At 61.6% G+C, this 25,437-nt stretch carries 19 protein-coding genes; 4 read left to right on the top strand and 15 right to left on the bottom strand.

Translation table 11 applies throughout. The annotated features are described in order from the left end of the window. Window positions 1–73: 73 nt before the first annotated feature. On the bottom strand, window positions 74–1,069 hold the full coding sequence (locus tag AB5758_RS06790) for a ribokinase (protein WP_368141292.1): 996 nt from the start codon (window positions 1,067–1,069) through the stop codon (window positions 74–76). A gap of 186 nt (window positions 1,070–1,255) precedes the next feature. On the opposite strand from AB5758_RS06790, the gene AB5758_RS06795 reads away from it, so the two are divergent. Beyond that, the gene (locus tag AB5758_RS06795) at window positions 1,256–3,472 is read left to right on the top strand and encodes an acyltransferase family protein (RefSeq protein WP_368141293.1); all 2,217 of its coding nucleotides are present in this window, start codon (window positions 1,256–1,258) and stop codon (window positions 3,470–3,472) included. Window positions 3,473–4,019: 547 nt separating this feature from the next. Here the strand turns inward: AB5758_RS06795 and AB5758_RS06800 are convergent. The 8 genes from AB5758_RS06800 to trhA all read right to left on the bottom strand — a co-directional run bounded on the left by AB5758_RS06800 (window position 4,020) and on the right by trhA (window position 13,253). Continuing rightward, complete coding sequence (locus tag AB5758_RS06800; RefSeq protein WP_118080302.1) at window positions 4,020–5,216, bottom strand: Nramp family divalent metal transporter; 1,197 nt, start codon at window positions 5,214–5,216, stop codon at window positions 4,020–4,022. Between the two features lie 74 nt (window positions 5,217–5,290). Next, entirely contained in the window at window positions 5,291–7,135 is a 1,845-nt protein-coding gene (locus AB5758_RS06805) for a magnesium transporter (protein WP_118080140.1), read from the bottom strand. Between the two features lie 320 nt (window positions 7,136–7,455). Then, window positions 7,456–8,862: a polysaccharide deacetylase family protein gene (locus AB5758_RS06810; protein ID WP_368141294.1), complete on the bottom strand. Its 1,407-nt coding sequence runs from the start codon at window positions 8,860–8,862 to the stop codon at window positions 7,456–7,458. Between the two features lie 72 nt (window positions 8,863–8,934). Beyond that, on the bottom strand, window positions 8,935–9,690 hold the full coding sequence (locus AB5758_RS06815) for a PRC-barrel domain containing protein (RefSeq protein WP_368141295.1): 756 nt from the start codon (window positions 9,688–9,690) through the stop codon (window positions 8,935–8,937). Further along, the gene (locus tag AB5758_RS06820) at window positions 9,690–10,079 is read right to left on the bottom strand and encodes a YtxH domain-containing protein (protein ID WP_118080297.1); all 390 of its coding nucleotides are present in this window, start codon (window positions 10,077–10,079) and stop codon (window positions 9,690–9,692) included. Before AB5758_RS06820 ends, AB5758_RS06815 begins: the two co-directional genes overlap by 1 nt. 136 nt (window positions 10,080–10,215) lie before the next feature. Next, window positions 10,216–11,061 carry a cyanophycin synthetase family protein gene (locus AB5758_RS06825; protein ID WP_368141296.1) on the bottom strand — a complete coding sequence of 282 codons (846 nt, stop codon included), beginning with the start codon at window positions 11,059–11,061 and terminating at the stop codon, window positions 10,216–10,218. 24 nt (window positions 11,062–11,085) lie between these two features. After that, the gene (locus tag AB5758_RS06830; protein ID WP_368141297.1) at window positions 11,086–12,459 is read right to left on the bottom strand and encodes a hemolysin family protein; all 1,374 of its coding nucleotides are present in this window, start codon (window positions 12,457–12,459) and stop codon (window positions 11,086–11,088) included. 110 nt (window positions 12,460–12,569) lie between these two features. Then, entirely contained in the window at window positions 12,570–13,253 is a 684-nt protein-coding gene (gene trhA, locus AB5758_RS06835) for a PAQR family membrane homeostasis protein TrhA (protein ID WP_368141298.1), read from the bottom strand. Between the two features lie 186 nt (window positions 13,254–13,439). Here trhA and AB5758_RS06840 point away from each other — a divergent pair, with 186 nt between their 5' ends. After that, window positions 13,440–14,405 carry an alpha/beta hydrolase gene (locus tag AB5758_RS06840; protein ID WP_368141299.1) on the top strand — a complete coding sequence of 322 codons (966 nt, stop codon included), beginning with the start codon at window positions 13,440–13,442 and terminating at the stop codon, window positions 14,403–14,405. A 251-nt stretch (window positions 14,406–14,656) separates the two neighbouring features. On the opposite strand, the gene AB5758_RS06845 is transcribed toward AB5758_RS06840, so the two are convergent. The 6 genes from AB5758_RS06845 to AB5758_RS06870 form a co-directional block, all read right to left on the bottom strand. Beyond that, window positions 14,657–15,862 (bottom strand): DUF362 domain-containing protein, encoded by a 1,206-nt coding sequence (locus tag AB5758_RS06845; protein ID WP_196025906.1) that lies wholly within the window; start codon window positions 15,860–15,862, stop codon window positions 14,657–14,659. Window positions 15,863–16,027: 165 nt separating this feature from the next. Then, entirely contained in the window at window positions 16,028–18,694 is a 2,667-nt protein-coding gene (locus AB5758_RS06850; RefSeq protein WP_368141300.1) for an ABC transporter permease, read from the bottom strand. 8 nt (window positions 18,695–18,702) lie between these two features. After that, window positions 18,703–19,416 carry an ABC transporter ATP-binding protein gene (locus tag AB5758_RS06855; RefSeq protein WP_368141301.1) on the bottom strand — a complete coding sequence of 238 codons (714 nt, stop codon included), beginning with the start codon at window positions 19,414–19,416 and terminating at the stop codon, window positions 18,703–18,705. Between the two features lie 128 nt (window positions 19,417–19,544). Continuing rightward, window positions 19,545–20,750, bottom strand: a complete 1,206-nt coding sequence (locus tag AB5758_RS06860) for an ABC transporter permease (RefSeq protein WP_368152452.1) — start codon at window positions 20,748–20,750, stop codon at window positions 19,545–19,547. Further along, window positions 20,737–21,924: an ABC transporter permease gene (locus AB5758_RS06865; RefSeq protein ID WP_368152450.1), complete on the bottom strand. Its 1,188-nt coding sequence runs from the start codon at window positions 21,922–21,924 to the stop codon at window positions 20,737–20,739. Before AB5758_RS06865 ends, AB5758_RS06860 begins: the two co-directional genes overlap by 14 nt. Window positions 21,925–21,933: 9 nt before the next feature. After that, window positions 21,934–22,872, bottom strand: coding sequence for an ABC transporter ATP-binding protein (locus AB5758_RS06870; RefSeq protein ID WP_271737760.1), 939 nt, complete (start codon window positions 22,870–22,872; stop codon window positions 21,934–21,936). Window positions 22,873–23,071: 199 nt separating this feature from the next. On the opposite strand from AB5758_RS06870, the gene AB5758_RS06875 reads away from it, so the two are divergent. Together AB5758_RS06875 and AB5758_RS06880 are read left to right on the top strand one after the other, a co-directional pair. Next, on the top strand, window positions 23,072–24,217 hold the full coding sequence (locus tag AB5758_RS06875) for a sensor histidine kinase (RefSeq protein ID WP_161115233.1): 1,146 nt from the start codon (window positions 23,072–23,074) through the stop codon (window positions 24,215–24,217). After that, the gene (locus AB5758_RS06880; RefSeq protein WP_148332880.1) at window positions 24,214–24,843 is read left to right on the top strand and encodes a response regulator; all 630 of its coding nucleotides are present in this window, start codon (window positions 24,214–24,216) and stop codon (window positions 24,841–24,843) included. The genes AB5758_RS06875 and AB5758_RS06880 overlap by 4 nt, the downstream gene beginning before the upstream one ends. Window positions 24,844–25,437: the final 594 nt, after the last annotated feature.

Here is a 25,437-nt window from a genome sequence, read left to right on the forward strand (position 1 = left end):
GGCATAGGCAAGCGCCATCGCATCATCCACACCCATATCCAGATCAAGGATCAGCTTCTTGGTTGCCATTGTTCTACTCCGCTTCTCCGTCTACATCCAAACCGTCTAAACCAAACTTGTGCTCGACTTCCGCACGCGTGGGAATTGATTGCTGAGCGCCCAGGCGCGACACCGTCACCGCCGAGGCGCGAGCGCCCGCCGCCATGCACTCAAAGAGCGGCAGGCCCTCCAGGCGAGCCGCGGCAAGCGCACCGATAAATGTATCGCCCGCGGCCGTCGTATCGACCAACGTGCTCGAGAGCGCCGGCATGCGCAGCGGCTCGCCGTCATCGCCGAGCGTAACCGACCCGGCGCCGCCCAACGTGATGACCGCAGCTCCGGCACCCTTGGCGAGCAGGGCATTGAGCGCCGCGACGCAGCTCGCATCATCCGCGGGCAAGATGCCCGTCAGCACCTGGCACTCAGTCTCGTTGGGACAGACCAGGTCGACCGCAGGCCAGGCCTCCGCAGGCAACTCGCAGGCAGGCGCCGGATTAAAGACCGTATAGAACCCGAGCTCGTGAGCGCAAACAAGCGCCTCGGCCGTCGTCGCAAGGTCACATTCGCCCTGGGCGATAAAGACGCTTCCGGCAGCCGGGGCAATATCGCTGGCGTCTCCGTCGAGCTCATCGGCTACCAGACGCCTCAGCGCGCGGGCAACATCCTCGCCCGCGAGCGCATGGTTGGCACCCGGCGACAGCACGATGCGGTTGTCACCCTCGCAGCGAATGATGGTCGCCGTTCCCGTCTCCACGTCATCGCGACGCGCTACAAAGACACAGTCCACGCCGGCGTCTTGGAGCCCCGCCACGAGCGACGTGCCAAATGCGTCGCAGCCGACCGCGCCGATCATATGCGTGTGCGCGCCCATGCGCGCAGCAGCTACGGCCTGGTTGGCGCCTTTGCCGCCGGCGTTGGTGATAAACCCGCTGCCGCCAACGGTCTCGCCCGCACGCGGCATGCGCTCGCACGCCACCGAAAGGTCCATGTTCATGCTGCCGAACACCGCAACGATGCCGCTATCTGCCATGGAAACCTCCTCGTCCGCGGGCTCTGCACCCGCCGTTGGCCGTCAATCGTGCGCTCTCGCGCCTCTATAACTTTAGTTCACTTTGATGTGGACGCGCGCTTGAGCTTGCGCCGGCAGCAAGCATTCACAGGAGCAGGCGGTTACAATGAAGACGTGCTGATTATTCTCGTCATTGGATGATGTTTTATGGAACAATTCCCGCGATCGAGTTCGCGCAGTTCACGCCACGCGAGCGATCAACAAGCGCCGCACGAACGTTCGCGCGCTAACCGACAAGCCACCGAGCCGCGCCACGCCGCAGGCTCTCATCGTGCGCCCGCCAACAAGGGTGCCCACACCAACAGCGCCGCAAAAGAACAGGCGCCCACGCGCCCCAAATCTCGATATATCCCCGCCCTCGACGGCCTGCGCACGCTCGCCGTCGTCGCGGTAGTGCTCTATCACCTCAACCTCACATGGGCACAGGGCGGCCTGCTTGGCGTCACGATTTTCTTTGTGCTCTCGGGCTATCTGATCACGCGCCTGCTCATCAACGAAGTGTCAAAGACCGGCCGCATCGACCTCAAGAGCTTCTGGATTCGCCGCATCCGTCGCCTGTTCCCCGCCGTGGTAACCGTTGTGGTGGTGACCTGCGCGCTGTGCACCATCTTTAACCATGTGATGCTCACCAAGATGCGCCCCGACATCCTGCCGTCGCTGCTGTTTTTTAATAACTGGTGGCAGATTGCCCAAAACGTCTCGTACTTCAATGCTCTGGGCGACCCCTCGCCGCTCACGCACTTTTGGTCGCTCGCCATCGAGGAACAGTTCTACCTGATTTGGCCGCCATTGCTGTTTGCCATGGTATCCATGCATGTGAGCAAGCCCAACACGCGCCGCGTGGTTCTGGGCCTTGCCGCGGTATCTGCCCTCGCCATGATGGTGCTCTACAATCCCGCCGCCGACCCCAGCCGCGTGTACTACGGCACCGACACCCGCGTGTTCTCGCTGCTACTGGGTGCCTGGATGGCCTTTATCCCCGATCGCGACCTGGCGCCGGTGCGTCTCGCTCATCGTTTGGGGCTCAATCGCCTGGCTGGCGCCGCCAAGCACGGCAAGAAAGCCGAGGACAAGCCTGACAAGAAGGCCGACGAATCAGCCGATACCGCCCTGGCACAGCCGAGCGCCCTCGTGCGCTTTTGGTCCTCGCCCGCATCCATCGATGTCTTAGGCGTCGTGGGTCTGGTTGGCCTTGCCGCCATGGTCGCACTCACCAACGGCTACACCGCGTTCCAGTATCGCGGCGGCACGCTGTTATGCTCCATCCTCACGCTCATGGTCATCGCAGCCTGCGTGCAGCCCCAGGGAATGGTTGCCCGCGCGCTGTCCGCCGAGCCGCTCGTGTGGGTTGGCAAGCGCTCGTACAGCATCTACCTGTGGCACTATCCACTGCTGCTGCTCATGAACCCGGTCGCCAACATCAGCGATACGCCCTGGTGGCAGTACATCTTGCAGGTACTTGTGGTGGTTGCCGTAGCCGAGTGCTCCTATCGCTTTATCGAGACGCCGTTTAGGAAGGGCGCCTTTGGACGCACCGTTTCCGAGCTCCGCGAAGGCACCACCACGCCCGCAAACTGGGTGCGCGCGCATATTCCCGTGTGCGCCGTTTGCGGCGTCGTGCTTGTCGTGGCGCTGGGTGGTCTGGTCTTTGTGCCCGACACATCCGCGCTGAGCGGCGAGGGCGCCGAAATCCTAAACAAGGAAGCCAAAAATGCAAAACCCCAGGACCAGCAGGCGGCCGATGACACCGACAAGGACAACGACGGCTTCCCCGACGGATCCTACGACCTGCTGATGATCGGCGACTCCGTGTCGCTGCGCGCCGTCGATTCCTTTGACGGCGTGTTCCCCCACAGTCACATCGATGCCGAAAAGGGCCGCCAGTTCGATGCGGGCCGCACAACATTTGAGGGTTATATCCAGCAGAACCTCGCCGGCAAGATCGTAGTCTTTGCGCTGGGCACCAACGGCCTGGTGACTGACGCCCAGATTGACGCCATCATGGCCGATGCCGGCAATCAGCGCACCGTCGTATTTGTAAACACGCGCAGCCCGCAGCCATGGGTCGGCGCCACCAATCAGGCCATCGCCAACGCCGCCACGCGCTATAAAAACGTGCGCGTTATCGACTGGTACGGATATAGTGCCAACCGCAACGATCTGTTCGACGGCGACGGCACGCACCTTTCGAACGCGGGCGTGGCCGAGTACCTTAAGCTCATCCACGATGCCGTCAAGAAGGACCTGCCCGTGCATCCCGAGGACCACGTTAACGATCCGCAGCCGACGGCCGTCAAGTCCGCCGCCGACGCACTCGTCAACGCGCTCGCCTACAAACCGCACAAGCTAGGCACCGACAAGTAACACACTGTCAAATCCGCTTGCACCCGGAGGGGGCGTCGGCCACAACCGACGCCCCCTCCGGCAGTTAGGGACGTTCCATATGTGCCGGCACTTAGGGACACTCCTGACGCGGTCGATGAATGCCCTTCCGCGGCCGAATTCTGAGTTCCTCGCCACCCCGAGTGTCGTCTGCAAGCCCCGCACCCGCAGCAAACACCCCAAGGTTGCTCTTTTCGAGCCGGCCCCAAAGGGGCCGTGGGCAAAAAATGCCAAATATGAGTACTGATACCATTTTAGTAACAGGCAAAATTGCCCAAAATGGCGTTCTTTCGGTCGCCATACCCCTTTGGTCCGAACAGAATGATCGGTTTAAAACCTGGCTGTATCGATATTAATGAGCAGATACTTTAGTTATGTTCATTATCTTCTTTGTCTTAATTGCCACTGGATTAACAACAGTACTCATATTTGGCATTTTTTGCCCACACATATATAACCGACCCCCTACAACAGGCAAAAAACAGGCCGCAGCCCATGGCCACGGCCCGCTCGAAACCCAAAAGAGGCGCTACGCGCTGTAGCCCATCGCCTGCAGCACAAACATGACGACCGTCAGTACCGTAATCACACCGATAGTCGCCCAGGTGAGCACATTCCACACGCGGCCATTGCGGTTGGCGCCCATAATGTGTCGATCGGCGGCAATAACCACCTGGAACACCAAAACCACGGGCAACAGCACGCCGTTAATGACCTGCGAGGTCATCATAATCTGGAACAGGTCAACACCGGGCATAAGCACCAGCACGGCAGAGATGCCGATGATGGCCGTAATGATGCCGCGATAGACCGGGGCCTCGTCCCAGCTGCGATCGGCACCGCGCTCCCAGCCAAATGCCTCGCAGATGGCGCTGGACGTAACGCCTGGCAGCACACAGGCGGCCAAGAAGCTCGCCGCGACCAGGCCCGAGGCAAACAGCACCGTGGACCACTGGCCCGCGATAGGCTCCAATGCGCGGGCGGCATCGGCAGCGTCGCTAATCTGAATGCCTGCAGGGAACAACACCGTACCGGTCGTGATGATAATAAAGCCGGCGATGACATCGGCGGCAATCGAGCCGCTCACGGTGTCAATACGCTGCAGCACGATATCGTCCTCGCCCGCATTCTTATCGACCACGTTGTTCTGTGCCAAGAAGATCATCCACGGTGCGATGGTGGTACCGATCGTTGCGACCACAAGCGACACGTAGCTGGGGTCGTTTTGAATGTTGGGCACAACCAGGTCGACCGCCACCTCGCCCCAGCTGGGACCAGCCATAAATGCAGCAACAATGTAGGTCACAAACACACAACTCACCAGCAGCAGAATCTTCTCGATGCGCTGGAAACTACCCGACATGGTAAGCATCCAAACCAGCAGTGCCACCAGCGGCACCGAGATGCTCGCCGGCACGCCAAAGAGGGCAAGGCCGCTCGCGATACCCGCAAACTCCGAAATGGTCACGGCTGTATTGGCGATCAGCAGCGCCGCCATGGCCAACACGCTCCTGCGCACGCCAAAGCGCTCGCGGATGAGCGAGGCCAAGCCCTTGCCTGTGACGCAGCCGCAACGCGCCGCAGTCTCCTGCGTCACGATGAGCAGCACGGTCATGACGGGAAGCATCCACAGCATCTTGTAGCCATAGCTGGCACCGGCGCTGGAATACGTGGCGATGCCGCCGGCGTCATTGCCCGAAAGCGCCGCCAGAAGGCCAGGGCCCATGGCGCCAAAGATGGCCGCGATGGTCAGCTTTTGCTTGGTGCTCGCCTTTTGCTTCGTGTTTTGCACGCGACCACCTAACCCATGACTGACATGGTGAGCAGAACCGCGGCGATGCAGTACGCCACACACGAGATCATGACGGCAATGACGTTCATGGCGGTGCCCGATGTATTGAGGTCGTGCTCGTCACGCCAGAACAACACCATCAGGTAAATCACGGCGCTCATGTTGCCGATCAGGCAGACGATGGCCGCGATGTTAAAGCAGCCGGTAAAGAGCTGCTCTTCAAACATGGGCGCGTCGAGGAATGCGGCGGTGCGCACCAGCTGGGCGCATAGGTAGGTCACGAGCGACAGAATCAGGCCCATGCCCGTGCTCTGGAAGAAAAATCCCAGATACGGCTTGGGCTCATCGTCATGGCCGTCGTATTCCAAGAAGTAGTTCTTGACAAACGACACCATACGCGAGGCAGCCAGCAGCACGAGCGGCATGGCGCACATGGGGAACACCACCAGATGCGCCGAGCCCAGCGCCGTCCCAAGCACCGTTGCCATGATGCACGAGGCAATGCCCCACACGACAACCCAGTACTGGCGATGCACAAACCAGCTGAGCACATTCGTCGAATCGTCGGACGCGCTATCGCCCGAGCCAACGCCTGCGATCTGCAGGTCCTCCTGGTGCTCCTCGGCGATAACATCCATGGCGTCGTCAAAGGTCACGATACCCAAGATGTGACGGTTCTCGTCGCAAACGGGAATGGCAACCAGGTCGTACTTGGTCATCTCGTCCGTTACGTCTTCCTGGTCATCGTCGGGCGACACATAAACCAGGTCGCGATAGGCCAGCTGGCCCAGCGTGGCGTCGCGGTCGGCCACGATCAGCGTGCGCAGCGAAAGCACGCCGGTGAGCATGCCGCTCGGGTCCTCGGTATAGACGTAGTAGACGCTCTCGAAGTCCTCGTCGAGCTTGCGAATCGCCTCGATGGCGTCACCGACCGTCGCTGTGGCGGGCAGGGAGACAAACTCCGAGGTCATGATACGGCCGGCGGTGTTGTCCTCATAGCCCAGCAGGTTACGAATCGCCTTCTCCTCCTGAACGCCCATCAGGCGCAAAAGCTTCTCGGCCTTCTCGTAATCGAGCTCGTCGATCAGGTCGGCGGCGTCGTCCGGGTCCATCATGGCCAGCATCGACGATGCGTCCGTGTCGGACAGGCCCTCGAGCATCTCGGTCATAAGCTCGTCGTCATCGAACTCCGAGATGGCCTCGGCGGCCTGGGCGGTATCGAGTTGCGCGAACACCTGCGCACGCAGGCGCGGGTCGAGCTGTTCGATAATGTCGGCAATGTCGGCAGGGTGCAGCTCTCCAAGCGTCTTGTGCGACACCGAAAGCTGGATGTTTTTAGTCGAACGATCGAGCAGGTCCATGTAGGACCAGGCGATGATATCCTCGCCGAGCGGTTTGCCCAGGTGCTTCATAAAGCCCTCGACGACATGCTCGAGTGCGGGGCTGATCGCGCGCAGTAGACCGCGGGCGCCAACTTCGGCACCCAGCAGACGCAGCTGATTTTCGCCCGACATGGAAAACTTGATGTCGTTTACGCGCACGACCTTCATGCCCTGCGTGTCGACAATCTGCTTGTTGAGCACGTCGCGGGCGAGCAAGAGTTCGGTCGGCTGCAGGTACGAAAAACGGATTTCGGTGGCCGGCGACTTAAGGTGCACACCCGTCTCGTCGATACGGTCGACCCATTTGCGCCAGCTGATCATAAATGGCGTCTTGCCGGGTCCGCGGAACGCGAGCGACGTCACGTGCGGAAAAACTTCGCCGGTAGCAATGCCAAAATCATTCACAACGCCGAGCTTTTCGCCATCGACGTCCAAGACCGGCAGTTTGAGCATCTCACTCAGATAATTCACTGGTGCTCCCCATCATTATCCCTTCGGACTGCGGCCATGCCGGCGCGCCATCCGTGGACTATTAGATATGTATACGCATGCGCGGGCGGCACGCCGCTCGGCGCTCACACCCCGTACATGCGCAAGAAGCACCTGCATGGGGTCATCGACTGTATGGTCGAGGTTTGGATTTCACCTGCAGCCTTTCTCTTGACCCTTGTTATCCGCAGTAACTATAGCATCAGCATCGCGCCGTGGCGCCAAATTTATGCTCCAAACATCGCAGGCATATCAAACGCTGACGTATCCGTGACATAGTCATTGGAGACGTTCTTACATGACTAATCTGTGGTGTCGTCGTCTTCGGGGAGCTGGGGGAACACGGCGTTTTTGGGCATGGTGACCTTCGTCAGCGAGGTGAGTTTTTTGCTCAGCGATGTATCCGTCTTGACCAGATCGCTCAATGTCACGATTTTGTAGCCGTCGGCAATAAGTCCGTCGATAATTTGCGGCAGCGCCTCGAGCGTCTGCTCGGCACATCCATCGTTGTCGGTCAGCAGCACAATGTTGCCCGGCGTCACCGAATCGAGCACCGTCGAGACCTGCTCGTCGGCACCGTTGAGCAGCCAGTCGCCCGAATCGATATTCCACGAGACTACGGCAGACACCAGGTCCATCGCATCAATCCAGTTTTGTTCGTCAAAGGCTGCATAGGGAGCACGCAAAAGCATCGTCTTCACACCGGTCGCGGACTTGATCGCCTCGGTGCCCTTCGAAACCTGCTCGCGCACCGCATCGCGGTCCTGGCCCTTGAGCGATTCGTCACGGTAACTGTTGGAGCCGACCTCGCAGCCGGCATCGACAATCGCCTTGGCCGTGGCGGGCGAGGCCTCGGCCGCATCGCCCGACAGGAAGAACGTCGCGGTGACGCCCTTTTCCTTGAGCACCTGCAAGATCTGCTTGGTCGCTCCGCTCGGGCCCTCATCAAACGTCAGCGCCACGTACTTTTCGTTGCCCTTGGGCGCCACGCTCGCGCACTCGACCACGCAATCGGTGGCGGGCACGACCTCGCCGCGGTCCTGCGTCTTGCCAGATTGCTCGCCGACCCACACCTCAGAGCGACCCTGGATACCCCACGTCTTGACGTACTCGATGGCACCCGTGCCCTCAACCTTGAGCCTGGGCTCGATAACCGTCGCCTGGACCTCGTGCTTCTCGTACGTGTCGCGGCCGTCTTTGACCGTTACCTTCTCGCCGCCCATAAGCTCGCGGCTTTTCCACTTGCCCTGTTTTATGCGCTTGCCGTCCACCTTTACCGACAGCTTTTCGCCGCCATGGCGGGTCAGCACGCTGTCGTCAACAGCCAGCAGGTCCCCGGCATCGTAGGTATCGGCCAGCTCCTGGTCGTCGATGAGATTTTGCAGCGTAGAGCCGACGCGCACCGCAGTCTCCTGGCCATTGAGGACGACATCCACGCTGCGGTTGACGTAGCCCACGACGGCAGCGATAAACAACACGAGCGCACAACCCACGGCAATAAGCGCATAGGGCAGGCGAGACGAACGACGGGGCGTGCGGCTGTTGCCGATGCGAGCGCTGCGGTCGCTAAAGCCGCGGCTATGGTTGAGATACATCGCGCCGGGCTTACGGTGACGCTTGCGCCGACCGCTGGGCAGCTGCCCCAGGTCGCGGCGCGCCGTCGGACGCGCACCCGAGCGCCTGTTTAAGTTAGATCCGTTTTGGCGCATGTGCCCTCCCCCATAAACACAGCGAGCCGGAGCAACATGTCTCCGGCTCGCCTCCCATCATTTGGTACGTCGCTATTTGCTAGCTTTTGACGAGCCCCCGCTCGCCTTTTGATATTCGTCCTTAAAGGCCTTGAACATACCGCGCGTCTTGCCGAGCTGCTTGCCCAGTGCGCGGCTGCCCTTGTCCACGGCGACCGAGCCCTTGTCATCGAGCACCTTGGCGCCCTTCTTGACCTTATCGCCCACCACGACGCTTGCCTCGGCAGCCTTTGCGGCGGCACCGCCCGAATACCCGAGCGACTTGACCTCGTCCGAAACGATCATCGCGCCGTCCGCATAGCCGCGCAGCATCGTCGGCGGCATCTGCGTGTCGCCCACCAGCACACTCGAGGCGGTGCCGGCGGTCACGTAGAACGTCTGCACGACACCCGAACGCGGCTTGAACTCCACATCCGAGCAATAGCCCACGACATCGCCCGACTCCGTGCGCACGTCCATGCCAACCCAGATAATGCAATCGTCCAGGTTGATGTCGAGGCGCTTGGCCGCAGCGGTATCGTAGGTGCCCTTGACGTCGTCAACTGCGATGGCGCCCTCATAGACGCCAATGGCATCGAGCGCCACAAATCGGTCAGGGCGCTCGATCATACCCGCGATATCGGACTGGCGAACCATAAAGCCCACCACGCGCGTACCGCCCGGGGTAAAGACCGGAAAGTGAATCTTGCCGAGCTTTTTAGGGCCGCGCGGCGTGCCGTCTTTTTTGGTGCGCTTATCCTCGGTAGGCTTGCGATAGATCTTGGCGCCGACAAAATCCCCGGCGCGCATTATGCCTCGGTCGAAGGCTCCGCGGCCTCGGCGTCGGCCTCGACGGCGTTTTCGACCACGACATCGGCGGCGGGCGTCACGTTGCCGCCCGAGATAGCGTCGTTGAGCTGCTCTCGCAGCTGGTCCATGCGCTCGCGGGCAAGGTCGACCTTGGCACGCAGGTCATCGGTCTTGGCGTCGACCATCGGGCCAAAATCGTTGACCGCGGCGCGGGCCTCCTCGGCACCGTGCTCGTAGGTGTCGCGCATGTTATCCCAGGCGTCGTTGGCGATATCGGCAGCCATGGCGCGGGTCTCGGCGCCCGAGCGCGGAGCCAGGGCGACGCCGATGATGGCGCCGGCGGCAGCACCGAAGAGCGCACCCGAGATAAAGTTGAAAGTCTTACCCATGTTCATTCCTCTCCTGCGGGCACCTCGGCGCCCACCGTTTGAATGCTGTCCATTATACCCGCAGCACAGCGCTTGCCGTCTTGTTCATCTGCGTACGGTAAAGGCGCAGGTACATGATGGTGATAAGCGGGTGAGCCTACTCCTGCGGCACGGCCGGCATGGCCATCGTGGCGGCCGGGTCCTCGCCGGCGCCGTCAACGAGCGGCAGCGCTCCCTCGTGCACGGGGGCAACCGGAGCCGTCGCCGCGCCACCGTAGACGGCAGCGGGGGCCTCGTGGCTTTCGGCGGTCGCGCCCTCGGTATCGATTGCCTCCTGCGGTTCGTCGTCAAAGCTCGGGACGCCCTGGGGCTCCGCGGGCTCGGGCTCGGAAGCCGCCTCGGCAGGTGCCTCGTCGACAGGCTCGACGGCAGTCTCGGCAGGCGCCTCGTCCTCGGTCGCGTCCCCGGCCTCGCCCTCGGCGTTCGCGGCGGCGACGGCCTCGTGCGGGTCCTTGCCCTCGGCCTCGGCACGCATGCCCAGTACCAGGTTGCGCAAACCCGCGACCGTACCGTCCACATCGGGAGCGGGCTGGTCGGCATGCAGATAGGCCCAATCCATCATAAAGGTCGCCGAAGACAGCGCGCCGATGGCCAGCGCGTCATCGGGACACGAAAGCTCGACCTCAAAGACGCGCTCATCGTGCTCGCTCACGCGAGTGCGGCCGCACGAAATGCTGCCAGCAAGACCGGTCTCGTTCATGAGCTCTACCGTCACGTGCTCCAGCAGATGGCAAAGCTCGGTCTGGCCCATGCAGTCCTGGAACTCGCGACCGGAATCGCCCAGGCACAGGTGCTTGGCAATCGCGGGTACCAGGTAGTACACGCGCGCCGTGGCCTCGATGTCCTCCGAGGTCATGAGCGGCATGCCGGGGTTTACCAGCACATGCGCGCAGATCTTGTCCTCGCTGACGGTGACCTTAAGGATGTTGAACAGGCCTGCCATAACTCTCCCCTACTCTTCCTTGCCCTACTCGTCGCCGTCGTGCGGGTCCGCAGAGCCCGCACCCGACGCCGCCGGCTTATCTGCCAAGGACTCGGAATCCTTCTTATCGGTTTCGGCCGGAGCGATCACGCGAATGAGCGAGATGCGCTGGCCACGCATCGACTGCACCTTAAACTTGTACCCCGCGACCTCAAACACCTCTCCGATGTCGGGTACCGAGTCGCAAAGCTCCAAAATCCAGCCGGCGATGGTCTCATAATCATCGCTTTCCTCGAGCGGCCAACCAAGCTCAATCGCGTCATCGCACGAAAAACGCCCATCGACGAGCCACTCGCGGCGCGAAAGGCGCGTGAGGTACTTGTTGTCGGGGTCGAACTCGTCCTCGATCTCGCCCACGATCTCCTCGACGATGTCCTCGATGGTGATGATGCCGGCCGTGCCACCGTACTCGTCCACGACCACTACGATCTGGTCGTGCGAGGTCTGCATCTCGGACAGCAACGGCAGGATGTCCTTGGTGTCGGGCACAAAGGTGGCGTCGCGCAAAAAGTCGGCGATGGGCTGGTCGCCCTTGCCGTCGAGCGAAGGCTGGATCAGATCCTTGATGTGCGCGATGCCGGCGACGTTGTCGGGATCCTCGTGATAGACGGGGATGCGGCTAAAGCCGGTCTGGCGCATGGTGGACAGCACGTCGGCGACCGTCTCGTCGTCCTCGCACATGGTAGTGTCCACGCGCGGCACCATGACCTCGCGGGCAACGGTGTCGCCCAGGTCGAAGATCTCGTGGATCATGCGCTTTTCCTCGTCGAGCAGGTCGTCCTGCTCCGAGACCATGTACTTAATCTCTTCCTCCGAGACATTCTGGCGGTCGTCGGCGCTCTTGATGCGCAGGATGCGGGCCAGACCATCGGAGCAAGCGCCGGTCAGCCACACGAGCGGACGGGCGATCTTTTGGAACACGGAGAGCGGTCCCACGACCTGCTTGGACACGCCTTCGGCGTTGGCCAGGCCGATGCGCTTGGGCACGAGCTCGCCAATTACGATGGAGAGGAAGGCGACCGCAACGGTGATGATGACCGGCGCCAGACCGCGCGCGATGGCAGAGAGCGGCGCGATGCCAAAACTCATGAGCCATGTGGCAAGCGGGTCGGACAGGCTCGTCGAGGCGACGGCGGACGAGGCGAAGCCCACGAGCGTGATGGCGACCTGGATGGTGGCGAGCAGCTGGTCGGAATCGGCGGCCAGCTTAATGGCGCGCTCGGCGCGTTTGTCGCCTTCCTCGGCCTCGTGCTCCAGCACGGCGCGCTTTGCCGTGGTGAGCGCCATCTCGGACATGGAGAAGTAGCCGTTGATGAGGGTCAAAACGAGGGTGGTGATAAGGGAGATGGTTATGTCCATCGGGAGTTTCTCGAACCTCCAAGATTCGGGACGTTAGGGTAAAACGTTGATGACAGATACGGCAATTGCACCGGCGCCCAAACGAGGACGCGGGCGCGCGGACATGGTCGCTAGATTACGAAGAGGATCACCGCCATGAACTGGAAGATGCTGCCGGCGAGCACCCACAGGTGAAACACGCTGTGCAGATAGCGCACGTTTTTGGCGATATAGAACGGCACGCCCGCGGTGTAGCACACGCCGCCGACGGCGAGCAGGGCAAGTGCCACGGGGTTGAGCAGCGACACAAGTTCGGGCAGCTTAAAGACAACGAGCCAGCCCATCAGCAGGTAGACCAGGCCGCTTACCCAATGCGGTTGACGCTCGCGCATAAAGCACTCGAGGGCGATGCCGATGATGGCGATGGCCCATACGGCAAAGAACAGCGCGGGGCCGCCGTCGTTTGCGAGCGTGATAAGGCAAAACGGGGTATAGCTGCCGGCTATGAGCAGGTAGATGCAGCTATGGTCGATGATGCGAAACACGCGCTTGGCGCGCGCGGGCTGAATCGCGTGGTAGAGCGTAGAGGCTAGGTATTCGAGGATAATGCTGACGCCATAGACAATTGCCGCGGCCATATGGGCTGGGCCTCCGCCGCGCAGGGCAGCGAATACGATCAGGAGCACCAGGCCCGCGATGCCCAGCAGGCAGCCGACACCGTGGGTGACGGAGTTCATGATCTCCTCGCCCACCGTGTAGTGTGGAACGGCCGCGGTCTTGGGTCGCGGCTTAGAACTGTCGCTCGAATCGGACATGCCGGTTACATCCTCCAACGTAAAGAGTTCTCAACACTATATCAAAGCGTCTAGGTACGTGCGAAATTTGCACCATACGTGACCCTTTGTTTACCCATTCTTTGCCTGTTGACGCATCAACGGCGAACGTCCATAATGCGCTTGCATTAAATGTTGATGTATTAACATCTTATAGGAAAGCTTCTTATGTCTCAAAACGCACGTTCCCATCGAAAGCTCAAGATAGCCGGCGTCGTTGCGCTGGTGCTCGTTGTCGCGCTGCTGGGGTTTGCCGGCAACTTTTTGTTTGACTTTGCCCTGAATCCCCAAGCGCCCTACACCATGAAGATGATGCAGGATAGCAAGAACGACAAAGAAGGCGAGCAGCCGGATGCCGAGGAAACCGAGGCGCGGGCGTGGTTTAAAGAGAATCGCGAGAGCAGCAGCCTCACCGCAGATGACGGAACCGAACTTGCCGCTTGGTATTTTGCCGCCTCGGAGAACACCCACGATTACGCCGTCTGCCTGCATGGATATACCAACGAGCCCATCGGCATGGCCCGATACGCCAAGCGCTTCCACGACCGCGGCATGAACGTGCTCGCGCCTGCCGCCCGCGCCCACGAGCGCTCCGGCGGCGACTATATCGGCATGGGCTGGCCCGAGCGCCTCGATGTCGTTGCATGGATTGGGCGGATCGTCGCAGCTGACCCCGAGGCGCGCATCCTGGTCTTTGGCGAGTCGATGGGTGCGGCAACCGCCATGAACGTCGCGGGGGAATCTCTGCCCGCAAACGTGAAATGCATTATCGAGGACTGCGGTTATACGAGTGTTTGGGACGAGTTTTCTCTGCAGCTCAAGGACGTGTTCGGCCTGCCCAGCTTTCCCTTGCTCGATGTAGCAGACTTGGTGTGCAACGTGCGCGCGGGCTACGACTTTCATAAGGCGAGCAGTGTGGAGCAACTCAAACACGCGACGGTTCCCATGCTGTTTATCCACGGCGACCAGGACACCTTTGTGCCGTACGACATGCTCGACCAAAACTACGACGCGTGCGCCAGCAAAGTCAAGCAAAAGCTCACCATCCATGGCGCCACCCACGCCAAGAGCGCGCAAGTTGACCCCGAGCTCTACTGGAACACAGTCAACAACTTCCTCGACGAGTATTTTTAGGCAAAAAGCAACGTCTGGGGCTTTATCTGACCCCCTATTTTCGAAAGTATGCGGCAAAATCTGGAACTGCCGACCAGACCGCAGTTTTACCAACAATTTATCAGGGGTTTTGTTGCCAAAAAACGTCGTGTGCTCGGCGGTCTCGAAATTTGCCGCATACTTCCGAAAAGCCGCCCGTGAGCGCTGTGCCCACGGGCGGCTTTTGCTCTACTTGCGCCAGAAAAGCGCTTCATTTGTCCAATAACTAGGCGCTACTTGACCTCGATGAGCTCGTACTTGCTCGTGCCCAGGCCGATCTTCTCGGCGTGTGCGATACAGGCGCGCCAGTCGGTGTCGGGATGCGTGATGCAGAAGGGGTCCTTGGCCTGCTCGCCCTCCAGATGCTCGTGGTTGTGCTCCATCTTAGCCGCGCTATCGGTGAGCTCGGTGTTGGGCAGCGGCTCGGACGCCATGACGGCATCGGCACAGGCCTGGTCGATGGCGACCGGGTCGAAGCTCGCGAACATGCCGATATCGTTGACGATAGGCGTGTCGTTTTCGGGATGGCAATCACAGTTGGGGCTGATATCCATGGCAAGCGAGATGTGGAAGCTCGGGCGGCCGTCGACGACGGCCTTGGTGTACTCGGCGATCTTGCAGTTGAGCACGTCGGCCGCAGCGTCATAGCCGGGCTTGATGCAGTCCTGGTTGCATGCCGCAATGCAGCGTCCGCAACCCACGCAGCGATCGTGGTCGATGGCGGCCACGTGCACCGTGCGGGTGTTGCCGTTGGCAAGCTCGCGCTCGCGGGTATCGTCAAACGAGATGGCGTTGTGCGCACAGATCTTTTCGCAGGCACGGCAGCCAACGCAGTGCTCGGTCGCGACGTTCGGCTTGCCGGCGGCATGCTGCTCCATCTTGCCGGCACGGCTGCCGCCACCCATGCCCAGATTCTTCATGGCGCCGCCAAAGCCGGCCTGCTCATGGCCCTTAAAGTGGGTGAGGCTAATCACGATATCGGCATCCATGAGTGCCTGACCGATCTTGGCCTCGCGCACGTACTCGCCGCCCTCGACCGGGACGAGCGCCTCGTCGGTGCCCTTGAGACCGTCGGCGATGATGATCTGGCAACCCGTGGCATACGGAGTAAAACCGTTCTGGTAGGCGGTGTCGATGTGCTCGAGCGCGTTTTTGCGGCTACCCACATAGAGCGTGTTGCAGTCGGTGAGGAAGGGCTTGCCGCCCAGCTCCTTCACGACATCCGCGACGGCGCGAGCGTAGTTGGGGCGCAAAAAGCTCAGGTTGCCCAACTCGCCAAAGTGAATCTTGATGGCGACGAACTTGTTCTCAAAGTCGATCTGCTCAATTCCGGCGTGACGGATGAGGCGCTTGAGCTTGTCGAGCTGGCTCTCGCGAGCATGCGTGCGCAGGTTGGTGAAGTACACCTTAGCGGGTGCTGCGGGTGCAGTTGCGGTCATAGATCTATCCCCTCGGTCTATATGGCGTTACAGACATAAGAGGATGGTACCCGCTGAAGTAGGGTCAAAGTCAAGCGCGAAACCTAGTCGTTGGGGACGTCCCTTTCCTGCCGGGCGGCGAAAGAATGTCCCCAGCGACTAGTCTTTTAGAAACGTCCCCGATGACTACTCTTGGACTTTGAGGGCTTCGGCCAGACTGACGCGCTTGATAGAACGCGTGTGTAGCAGCGCCACGACCAGGTAGGTCGCAAAGCCAATGCCCACGCACGCCGCCATGGACCAAGCGGGCACGTAGATCTCGATATTGCCGTTGTAGGCGAGGAGCATCGAGCGGAAGATGGCCGTGAGCGAGCCAATAATGACCGGCAGGCTTAGCACGAGCGACACCACCACGCACAGTGTGATCGAGCGGATGTACAGATGCGAGATCTCGCTATCGCGATAGCCAAAGACTTTCATGTAGCTGATCGAACGGGCGCTATGGTCGATCACAGCCTTGGTCAGCAGGTACATAAACAGCAGGAAGATAAACACCGCAAGCCCGACCATCATGCCGATCATTTTGCTCATCATGCCGATGAACTGATCGCCCACGGCGCGCATGTCGTCGGGTGTGGTGTCGCCGGCAAAGTAACGCGCATCGAGGTCGAGCTTCTCGTCGCTCACATAGCCGTTAAAGTAGGCGGCGTCGTTGTCGAACAGCTCGTTAAAGTCTTCGATACTCATATAGATATTCATGTCCGACTTGGAGCCCCAGGCACAATCCTTGCCCGCGTACTCAAGGGAATAATGCTCACCCTCGTACTTGTCGCCGAGCGTGACCTTCTGACCCTCGCTCCAGCCAAACTTGTCGAGCAGACCGCCGCCAAAGACGACGCGCCCATCGCCGACGTTGAGGTCTTTCCAATAGCGCGAATCGGGCGAGATGCCGTAGACGGAAATCGTCTCCTGACCATTACCATCACCGCGGTCGTATTGCAGCTGGTAAACGGCATATTTCTCGGCCTGCGCGATTGCGCCCGCGCCGTTGTCGGTCGTATTGACCGGGTGAATATCGTCGTTGTCAGTGTCAATCTTGGAGGCTTTGTCGATCAGGTCGATAGCCTCATCGCGGTTGCAGCCGAGGGCATCGGCAAGATCGTCAAGGCGCGCGTAGAGCACATCCTTCTTGTCCTGGACCTTGGCAAACGCATCCTGCGCTACGGCCAGGCTCTCGGCAGACGGAGATGCGGTCGCAGCATCGGCTGCCGCCTGCGCTGTATCGGCCGCGTCGTCAAGCTCGTCATCGGCATCCTGAGCGGCAGAAAGCAGCGCGCCGTCAACCGACTGCAAGCGCTCGAGTGCTGACCACTGCCCACGCTCCTCGGCAGTGCCCTCGAGCTCCAGCGGAGCCTTGAGCGTGTACTGGTACTCGGCGACCAGGCCCGTCTCGAGGTTGTCCGCGTAGTGCGTCATCGTGGGCAGAATCGCCAGGCCAAAGAGCAGCAGCAGCGAGGCAAATGCAATGCCCACGAAGAGCGTGGCGAAGTTGCCCAGGTTGCGCAGGAAGATACGCAGGCGGAAGCGGGAAACAAAACCCATGCGCTCCGGCAGCTGCAGGCCGCGCTTGGTGCCCGATTTGCCGCTCGCCTCGTGACGAAGGAACTGCAGCGGGGTCTTCCCCATCTTGCGAAGCAGGCCCACCAGCGTGATGAGGATGAGCGCGACGGCGGGAACCACGGCGCACTTCACAAAGATCTCCCAGCTCCAGTACACCTGGAAGGGCGGCAGGCTGTACGAACCGTAATAGAGGCTGCGCATGGGCTCGGTAAAGAACGCTATGCCGAGCGCAGTGCCCAAAAGCGCCGCGACCACGCCCACGATGGCGGGAAGCGCAAGGTAGTGCAGCACGATCTCGCGTCGACGATAGCCGCTGGCGAGCAGCGTGCCGATGATGGCGCTCTCCTCCTCGATGGTGGCATCGGTAAGGACCACAAAGACAAACGCCATGATTACGATGATGATGTCGAGCAGCGTCATCCACATCATGGAGTCGCCGTCTACGTCGTCGCGCGCGTAGCCAATGCCCTGGTTGGAATCGGCGTCGATCAGATCGTCCACGCGCGCGTCGGCGTCGGTCAGCGCCTCGACCATATCCTGTTCGGCATCGGTACGGTCTGCAGTGGAGAGGTCGCGATCGGCAAAGGTGAAGGAGTAGGTGTAGGCAGGCGCGCCGCCGGCATCCTCGAGCGCGGCAAAGCCGCCATCGGTGACCTCGGCTACGCCGTACGTGATGGTGTTCACCGTAAAGTCCGAATTGTTGAGGAACAGCGCCTGGCTATCGGGCTGGGTCATGATGCCGCAAATGGTGTAGGTTCGGCCCTCGAGCTCGACTTTATCGCCCACGGACAGGTTGTTATTGGTGGCAAAGACACGGTCGATGGCCACCTCGTCATCCGCCTTGGGCTGCTTGCCCTCACAGTAGGACGCAATGTCCACCTTAGCGCGGTGCGCATAGGTGCGCAGCGTGCGCTTGGTGCCGTCGTCGCCGGACGCCTTTTTGATGATGGCATCGATAGAGAAATTCTTGTAGAGCGTGACGCCGCCGACGTCGCCGGCAGCATCCTCGGCGGCCTTGAGCTGGTCTTTGGTGGCCTCGAAGGAGGTGGTCACGCGGCCATCCTCAATCGTGTACGCATCGCGCATGTCGTCGATAAGACAACCGATGGAATGCGCCGCGAGCAAAAAGCCCGAGGTGAGAGCGATGCTTCCGCACATAAGCAAAAAGATGCCCAGGTACTTGCCAATATTGCGGCGCAGCTCGCGCGGGAGACGTTTTGCGAGAGGTGTCATGGCGCCGCCTACCAATCGAGCTCGGCGGCCGCGACGGGCGACTCGTTGAGCTCATCCTCGACGATGCGCCCGTCGCGCAGGCGCAGCACGCGATTGGCCATGCGCGCAATGGCGGCATTGTGGGTAACGATGATGATGGTGCAGCCGTACTCGTGATTGACATCCTCCATGAGCTGCAAGATCTCCTTGGACGTCTTGTAGTCAAGCGCGCCCGTGGGCTCGTCGCACAGCAGCAGGCCCGGGTTTTTGACGAGTGCACGGCCGATGGCGCAACGCTGCTGTTGGCCGCCCGAGACCTGGCGCGGGAACTTGTTGCGGTGCTCGTAGAGGCCCAGTGAACGCAGCAGGTCGTCGATGTTGAGCGGGTTTTTGGACAGGTGTGCCGTGACCTCGATGTTTTCCTTGATGGTGAGGTCGGGCACCAGGTTGTAGAACTGGAAGACAAAGCCCAGCTCACGGCGGCGATACTCGCCCAGGTCGGTAGGCTTGAGCACCGTGAGGTCGCAGCCGTCCACCATGATGGAGCCGGCGTCGGCATCCTCCAGGCCGCCGATCAGGTTGAGAAAGGTCGACTTGCCCGAGCCCGAGGGCCCCAGCATGACGCAGATCTCGCCGCGGTTGATGGACGTGTCGATGCCATCGAGCACCGTTAGGCGTGCATCACCGTCGCCGTAGTGCTTTTTGAGACCCTTAACCTGAACGTAGGCTTTCTGCGTTGCCATGGTATCCCCCATTGTTAGCCTCGTACTACTTTATGAGCGTAATAGTAAACCTTAGCGAACTATTTTGGGGCGAGGCCTGAAATTTATTTCAGACCAGTCATTGGGGACGTTCTTAAATGACTAGGTGGCTAGGCGTGGGATTTGGTGCGTGCGAGGGCGAGGCCTGCGGCGGCGATGGCCACGGCGAAGAGTGCCGTGACGCCCAGGTCGCAGGCGATGTCGCCCAGCACGGTGGACGTTAAATCCGAGGCGAGTGCCTTGCTGATCGCGTCGTTCACCCAATATGTCGGCACAAAATGCGCCACGGTCTGCACGGCCGAGCCCATGAGCGACAGCGGCATCCAGGCGCCGCCCAAAAACGTCATGAGCATGCCGAGTAAGTTGCCCACGCCGTTGAGCAGCTCCTCGCGCGCACCCAGGCTCGACAGCGCAAAGCCAACGGCCAGCGGCGTGCACGCCAGGGCAAACGTCGCTGCCAGCGCCAAGCACACACGGTCCACGCCAACCTCAGCGACCGCACCGGCAAAGCCCACGACGCCCATCATGCTCGACACAAACCAGATGCAGACGGTGATCACGGCGGCGGCCGCAAACACGGCAAGCGAGCGCCGGCGCTCGGAGATTGGACCGGCATCCATACGACGCACGCGCTCGGGCTCGTTCATGCCCGAGAACACCAGACCCACCGACACGATGACCGACGAGATAATCGCGTACGCACCAAAGTTGAAATACGACTCGAGCGTGGCGGCGGCCGTCGAGTCGACCTTGACCTGATCGATCTCGACCTCCGCACGCTTCGCGGCCGCATGCTCGGCCGCCTTGGCGACGTCACCGTTGGAGGCAGTGGGCTCAAGTGCCGCCGCAGCGCCCGCGAGCGAGATCCAGCGCGAGGCCTCGGCAGACGAAAGCGCCGCCGCCATGGTGCCGGAGCCGTACGTCACGTCGAGTTTGGGCAGGGACTCCCCCGCGCAAGCGGCCGCAACGAGGTCGCCCTCAAACCCCTCCGGGATAAAGAACACGCAGTCGGCGCTGCCCTTGGCACTGTTGCTCTTGGAGAGCGCGTCCGCAAGATTGTACGCATCGTCGCCGACGCCCGTGACCAGCTCAAAGCGCGAACCCAGATGCTTGGTAAGCGCACGCGAAAGGTCGCTGTCGTCGCGGTCGACCACAATCACGTTGGCATCGTAGGGCTTGTACTCGGTGAGCTGCGACGAGTTCCAGCTCACCGATGCCGCGATGAATACGCCCATGAGCGAGATGAACACCGTATAGATGAGCAGGTAGAACGGGTGCGCCAGCGCCATGCGAAGCGCGGTCTTAAAGGTGCTCATAGCGGCTCCTTCCAAAGATCAGCGTGGCGGCGGCAACGAACAGCAGCGCCATAAGGACCAGTGCGCCGGCGCGAACGGCAAAGGGGCCCAGGTCCTCAAAGAAATACAGGCGGTTGAACATGTCGCAGATAAGCTTGACGGGGTTGAGCCAGCACTCGGCAGGGCAGGCGCGGGCGACGTCGTCGGCAAGCGCCATCGCCGGCTCGCCGTAGAGGCCGGCGAACAGGGCGCACGTGGTAGCAAAGCCCGTAAGGATGCCGGACTTGGACGCCTTGCCGCCCTTAACGGTAAGCGTGCCCACAAAGAGCCCCAGGCCCGTGGCGGCAAGCGCGGAAGCGGCGCCGCCCACCAGACACAGTCCCTCGCGCCCGCCAAAGTCGACGCCCACGACCAGGCGCACATAGCCAATCGCGATCGTCATCGAGGCGAAGGAGACCAGCCACGAGCCGACAAAGATGCCGGCCAGCGACGCCGTCTTGGAAAGGCCGCCCACGCAGCGGCGCGCGCCAAGGCCCGACAGATTGGGCTGCAAATCGACGACGCTCAAGGCAGCAAACTCGGCAGACATCATCGCAACCAGGCCAAAGAGCGCGTAGTAGTAGATGACCGTGCCATCGGGCGTGGTGCGCGTCAGGCTAACGCGGCGGGTGCCGCCCTCTAGCGACAGGGCGCGCGCAACCGCCTCCGGGTCGGCGAGCGCCGCCGGGTTGTCCTGGGCAATCTGGGACATGAGCTCGGCATTTTGCGTATACGAGCTTGCCACCGTCTCCAGAATGCTGCGGTCGGTGAGCACCGACGAGGCGCGCGAGTTGTCATAGCTCGAAAGCAGCGTGAGCTTGGGCGTGCCCGCGTCGTCGACCGTATAGATGCCCGCGACCTCGCCGGCCTTAAGCGCACGGTTCGCGTCGGCTGCATCGTCGCACTCGTGGATCTCGAGCAGCTGGTCGTCGCCCTCCTTGGCAAGCGACGTCGCCACATCCTTAAAGGTCGAGGCGTCCCAGGCTTCGTCAGCGACAACGGCCACCGGCACCGGGTCGACCGTGCCGTCGGAGCTCAGATTCGCAAACATAAACATGAACATCGTGGAAAGCGCGATGGGAAAGACCGCGCCCCAGACCAATGTGCTCGGCCGACGCAGCAGCGTCTTGACCGTGGTGATGATAGTGTTGAACATGGCCGCCCCCTAGTCGCGCAGCTCGCGGCCGGTGATCTCGAGGAACACGTCGTTGAGGGTCGGCGGCTCGCTCCACACGCGGCCGAGCGCAACGTCGGCGGTGCGCAGCGTGTCGAGGATGTCGACCAGATTGTGCGGACTCGCCTCGCAGGTGCAGACGAGCTCGCCGCCGGACAGCTCAACCGAAAGCACATGCTCGAGGGCGCGCAGCCGCTCGACCGTGGCGGCCTCGACGGCGCCGACCTCGACGGTCACGCGCTCGCCCATCTGAATCATGCGCTTGAGCTCGTCGTTGGTGCCCTGCGCCAGCACGCGCCCGCCGTCCATGATCATGATGCGGCTGCAAATCTGCTCGACTTCCTCCATGTAATGGCTGGTATACACCACTGTGGCGCCCTCGTCGCGCAGGCGGCAGATGCCCTCCAGGATGGCGTTGCGGCTCTGCGGGTCGACCGCCACCGTGGGCTCGTCAAAGAAGATGAGCTCGGGCTTGTGCGCGATACCGCAGGCGATGTTGAGGCGTCGCGCTAGGCCGCCCGAGAGCTTACCGGGGCGGAACTTGGTAAAGTCGCCCAGCCCGACAAAGTCGATGGCCTCGTCCACGAGCGCGCGGCGGCGCTTGCGGTCGTTGACGTAAAGGCTGCAGAAATAGTCGATGTTCTCGCGCACCGTGAGCTCGTCAAACACCGCCACCTGCTGCGGCACCACGCCGATGCGGCGCTTGAGGTCGTAGCGGGCGGGCGTCATGGGTTCGCCGAACAGCTCGATGGCGCCTTTGTCGTAGGCAAGCAGCTGCAGAATACAGTTGATGGACGTAGTCTTGCCCGAGCCGTTGGGGCCCAGCAGGCCAAAGATCTCGCCGGGGGCAATGCTCAGGTTAAAGTGGTCGAGCGCGATAAGATCGTCGTAGCGCTTGACGAGGTTTTCGACGTGGACGATGTCTGTCATGAGGCGGCCCTTCTGTTGATTGCGGCCCGGTACGATTGCATCATCGCAGGAGCGGACGGCGCGCACCAGTGAGCTTTGTCACGAGTGCGGGGGCTCGGTCGCGTGGCCCGCTGACGCGACCGCCCCACCGTGCGGGAGGAATGTCACGGTTGCGCTAGGCGGCCCCTCCACCACGCGTAGCTTCGCGTACAATACCCGTATGAACAGGCTTTTCGACAAATCGATCGTGCTGGCGTGCTGTATTGCGGCCGCCATGGGTCTTGCCGTGGACGCTCGTCTGGTTGTGGCGTTTTGCCTTGGCATTATTGCCACCTCGCTGGCCGAGGTCGCACAGGGGAAACGCACCCGACGCGCAAGCGAGGCAGCGAGCTACGCCTGCATCATCGCGGCTGTCTTCGTGCCGCCGTTTGTGCCGTTTGCGCCTCTCGCCCTCTATGACATCGCGCGACGCGTGCGCCGCGAGCACGCCTGGGTCGCGTTGGGCATTGGCTCCGTCTTTGCCTTTGCGCTCGTCGCGGACCTTCGCGCCGATGCGCTTACCGCACGAACGCTCCTGCTGACCGCCATCCTTTCGGTTGCCGCCACCTTGCTATCGCTACGCACCGCCCAGTTGGAGCGCGAGCAGCGGCGCATGCGCCGCACCCGCGACGAGCTGCAGGAACGAGCCCTCGCGCTCGAGGCGCGCAACCGCGATCTTGCCGATCGCCAGGACTACGAAGTCGAGCTCGCGACGCTCGCCGAACGCGCCCGCATCGCGCGCGAGATCCACGATAACGTCGGGCACCAGCTCACGCGCGCCTCACTGCAGGCCGAAGCCCTACGCGTGGTCCACGCCGACGAGCCTGGCGTCGCCGCCGATTTCGCCGACGTTAAACGCACGGTTGACGAGGCGCTCCAGCTTGTGCGCGCCAGCGTCCACGCGCTCAACGACAACGCCGTCGACCTTTCCGTGCAGCTCGAACGCATTGTCGAAGGCACACGCTCGGACGGCGGCCCGCAGATTGAGCTTGAAGTTATGGCCGAACATGCGCCCGCAAACGTCGCCAACTGCTTTGCAGCGGTCCTGCGCGAAGCGCTCTCCAATACCATACGCCACGCTTGCGCCCAGACCGTCACCGTACGGTGCATGGAGCATCCGTCGTTTTACCAGCTCATTGTTACCGACGATGGCGTGGGTGAGGTCCAAGCAAGCGGCCGCGGCACCGCGGAGGGCATGGGGCTCGCCTCCATGCGCGAGCGCATCGAGGCGCTTGGCGGCACCTTCACCGCCGGCCCGCGTGCCGGCGCCGGCGGCTGGCGTGTGTTTGCCACCGTTCCCAAACAGCAAGGAGATGAGGGCCGATGAGGCTCATCGTTGTCGACGACGACCGCTTGGTGGTCGATTCGCTCAAGATTATCTTGGGCGCCCAGCCGCAGATCGAAGTGGTGGGCACCGGTGCCAACGGCAACGATGCGGTGGCGCTCTACGCCGAGCACGCACCCGATATTGCGCTGCTCGACATCCAGATGCCGGGACGCGACGGCCTTTCGGCCGCGCGCGAGATCCTTGAGCACGACCCTGCGGCGCGCGTGGTGTTTCTGACGACGTTCTCGGATGACGAGTACATTGTGTCGGCGCTCAAGCTGGGCGCCCGCGGCTACCTGATCAAGACCGATGTCGCTGCCATTCCGCCGGCGTTGGCGCAGGTCATGGACGGCAAACGCGTGCTCGAGGGCAAGGCGATCGAAGATATCAACTTTGATGGGGCGGACGTCGAGGCCGGCGCGACCCGCCGGCCCGCCGCCTTTGCCGGTCTGACCGACCGCGAGTTCGAAGTCGCCGAGCTCATCGCCCGCGGCCTCGATAACAAGGAGATTGCCGCCACCGCCTATATGGGCGAAGGCACCGTACGCAACCACATCAGCTCGATCCTTGCCAAAATGGGCCTACGCAACCGCACGCAGATCGCCATCGCCTACCTGCGAGGGTAATTACCCAACGGCCAACCGCTCCGACAGAGCAAAATAGCTGTTATCGATTTAATGCCATTTCAAAACTATGCCGGTTTACGGGGCTAAGCTCAGGGCCCCCATCCATACCCGCGTTTTCCGTAAAATGACGGCTTGTCTACCTGCGGTTTTATTTTCACGGATATCGGCATGGTTGGGAGCGCGTGACTTAGCCCCGTAAACCGGCATAGTTTTGTTCGGGCGGCCCTGCACGAGTGTCTCCGCCAGCCTCGCGGGACCAAAATGAGCCGTTTTCCTCCGTCCCCAATGGATCAGCCGAAACCGCCCGCCACGAAATCGGCCCATCTACTACGTTTGACTCGATACCCCTGACCATACCTTCGTTTTGAACAAAACCGCAGGCGTTCTACCTGCGGTTTTGTTTTTGCGCTTTTCGGCATGGTTGGGGGTAAGGGGCTAAACGTAGTAGATGGGCCGGTTTCGTGGCGAACCCTTCTCGCCTACGCACAAAAGCGCCGCCACGGAGGAGGGAGATACCGGCTTATAGGACAAAATGTGTGTCCCGATAGAACATCCGTTTCTATCCATTAATCAAGCCAGAACGGGTACGGGTCC

Origin of the sequence: Collinsella aerofaciens (assembly GCF_040926405.1) — a bacterium.
Lineage (GTDB): Bacteria > Actinomycetota > Coriobacteriia > Coriobacteriales > Coriobacteriaceae > Collinsella.

What these genes read in the sequence shown, in the direction of transcription:
- AB5758_RS06790 (WP_368141292.1), bottom strand. Translation starts at nt 1,069, where the DNA reads ATGGCAGATAGCGGCATCGTTGCGGTGTTCGGCAGCATGAACATGGAC.
- AB5758_RS06795 (WP_368141293.1), top strand. Translation starts at nt 1,256, where the DNA reads ATGGAACAATTCCCGCGATCGAGTTCGCGCAGTTCACGCCACGCGAGC.
- AB5758_RS06800 (WP_118080302.1), bottom strand. Translation starts at nt 5,216, where the DNA reads ATGGGCCCTGGCCTTCTGGCGGCGCTTTCGGGCAATGACGCCGGCGGC.
- AB5758_RS06810 (WP_368141294.1), bottom strand. Translation starts at nt 8,862, where the DNA reads ATGCGCCAAAACGGATCTAACTTAAACAGGCGCTCGGGTGCGCGTCCG.
- AB5758_RS06815 (WP_368141295.1), bottom strand. Translation starts at nt 9,690, where the DNA reads ATGCGCGCCGGGGATTTTGTCGGCGCCAAGATCTATCGCAAGCCTACC.
- AB5758_RS06820 (WP_118080297.1), bottom strand. Translation starts at nt 10,079, where the DNA reads ATGGGTAAGACTTTCAACTTTATCTCGGGTGCGCTCTTCGGTGCTGCC.
- AB5758_RS06825 (WP_368141296.1), bottom strand. Translation starts at nt 11,061, where the DNA reads ATGGCAGGCCTGTTCAACATCCTTAAGGTCACCGTCAGCGAGGACAAG.
- AB5758_RS06830 (WP_368141297.1), bottom strand. Translation starts at nt 12,459, where the DNA reads ATGGACATAACCATCTCCCTTATCACCACCCTCGTTTTGACCCTCATC.
- trhA (WP_368141298.1), bottom strand. Translation starts at nt 13,253, where the DNA reads ATGTCCGATTCGAGCGACAGTTCTAAGCCGCGACCCAAGACCGCGGCC.
- AB5758_RS06840 (WP_368141299.1), top strand. Translation starts at nt 13,440, where the DNA reads ATGTCTCAAAACGCACGTTCCCATCGAAAGCTCAAGATAGCCGGCGTC.
- AB5758_RS06845 (WP_196025906.1), bottom strand. Translation starts at nt 15,862, where the DNA reads ATGACCGCAACTGCACCCGCAGCACCCGCTAAGGTGTACTTCACCAAC.
- AB5758_RS06850 (WP_368141300.1), bottom strand. Translation starts at nt 18,694, where the DNA reads ATGACACCTCTCGCAAAACGTCTCCCGCGCGAGCTGCGCCGCAATATT.
- AB5758_RS06855 (WP_368141301.1), bottom strand. Translation starts at nt 19,416, where the DNA reads ATGGCAACGCAGAAAGCCTACGTTCAGGTTAAGGGTCTCAAAAAGCAC.
- AB5758_RS06860 (WP_368152452.1), bottom strand. Translation starts at nt 20,750, where the DNA reads ATGAGCACCTTTAAGACCGCGCTTCGCATGGCGCTGGCGCACCCGTTC.
- AB5758_RS06865 (WP_368152450.1), bottom strand. Translation starts at nt 21,924, where the DNA reads ATGTTCAACACTATCATCACCACGGTCAAGACGCTGCTGCGTCGGCCG.
- AB5758_RS06870 (WP_271737760.1), bottom strand. Translation starts at nt 22,872, where the DNA reads ATGACAGACATCGTCCACGTCGAAAACCTCGTCAAGCGCTACGACGAT.
- AB5758_RS06875 (WP_161115233.1), top strand. Translation starts at nt 23,072, where the DNA reads ATGAACAGGCTTTTCGACAAATCGATCGTGCTGGCGTGCTGTATTGCG.
- AB5758_RS06880 (WP_148332880.1), top strand. Translation starts at nt 24,214, where the DNA reads ATGAGGCTCATCGTTGTCGACGACGACCGCTTGGTGGTCGATTCGCTC.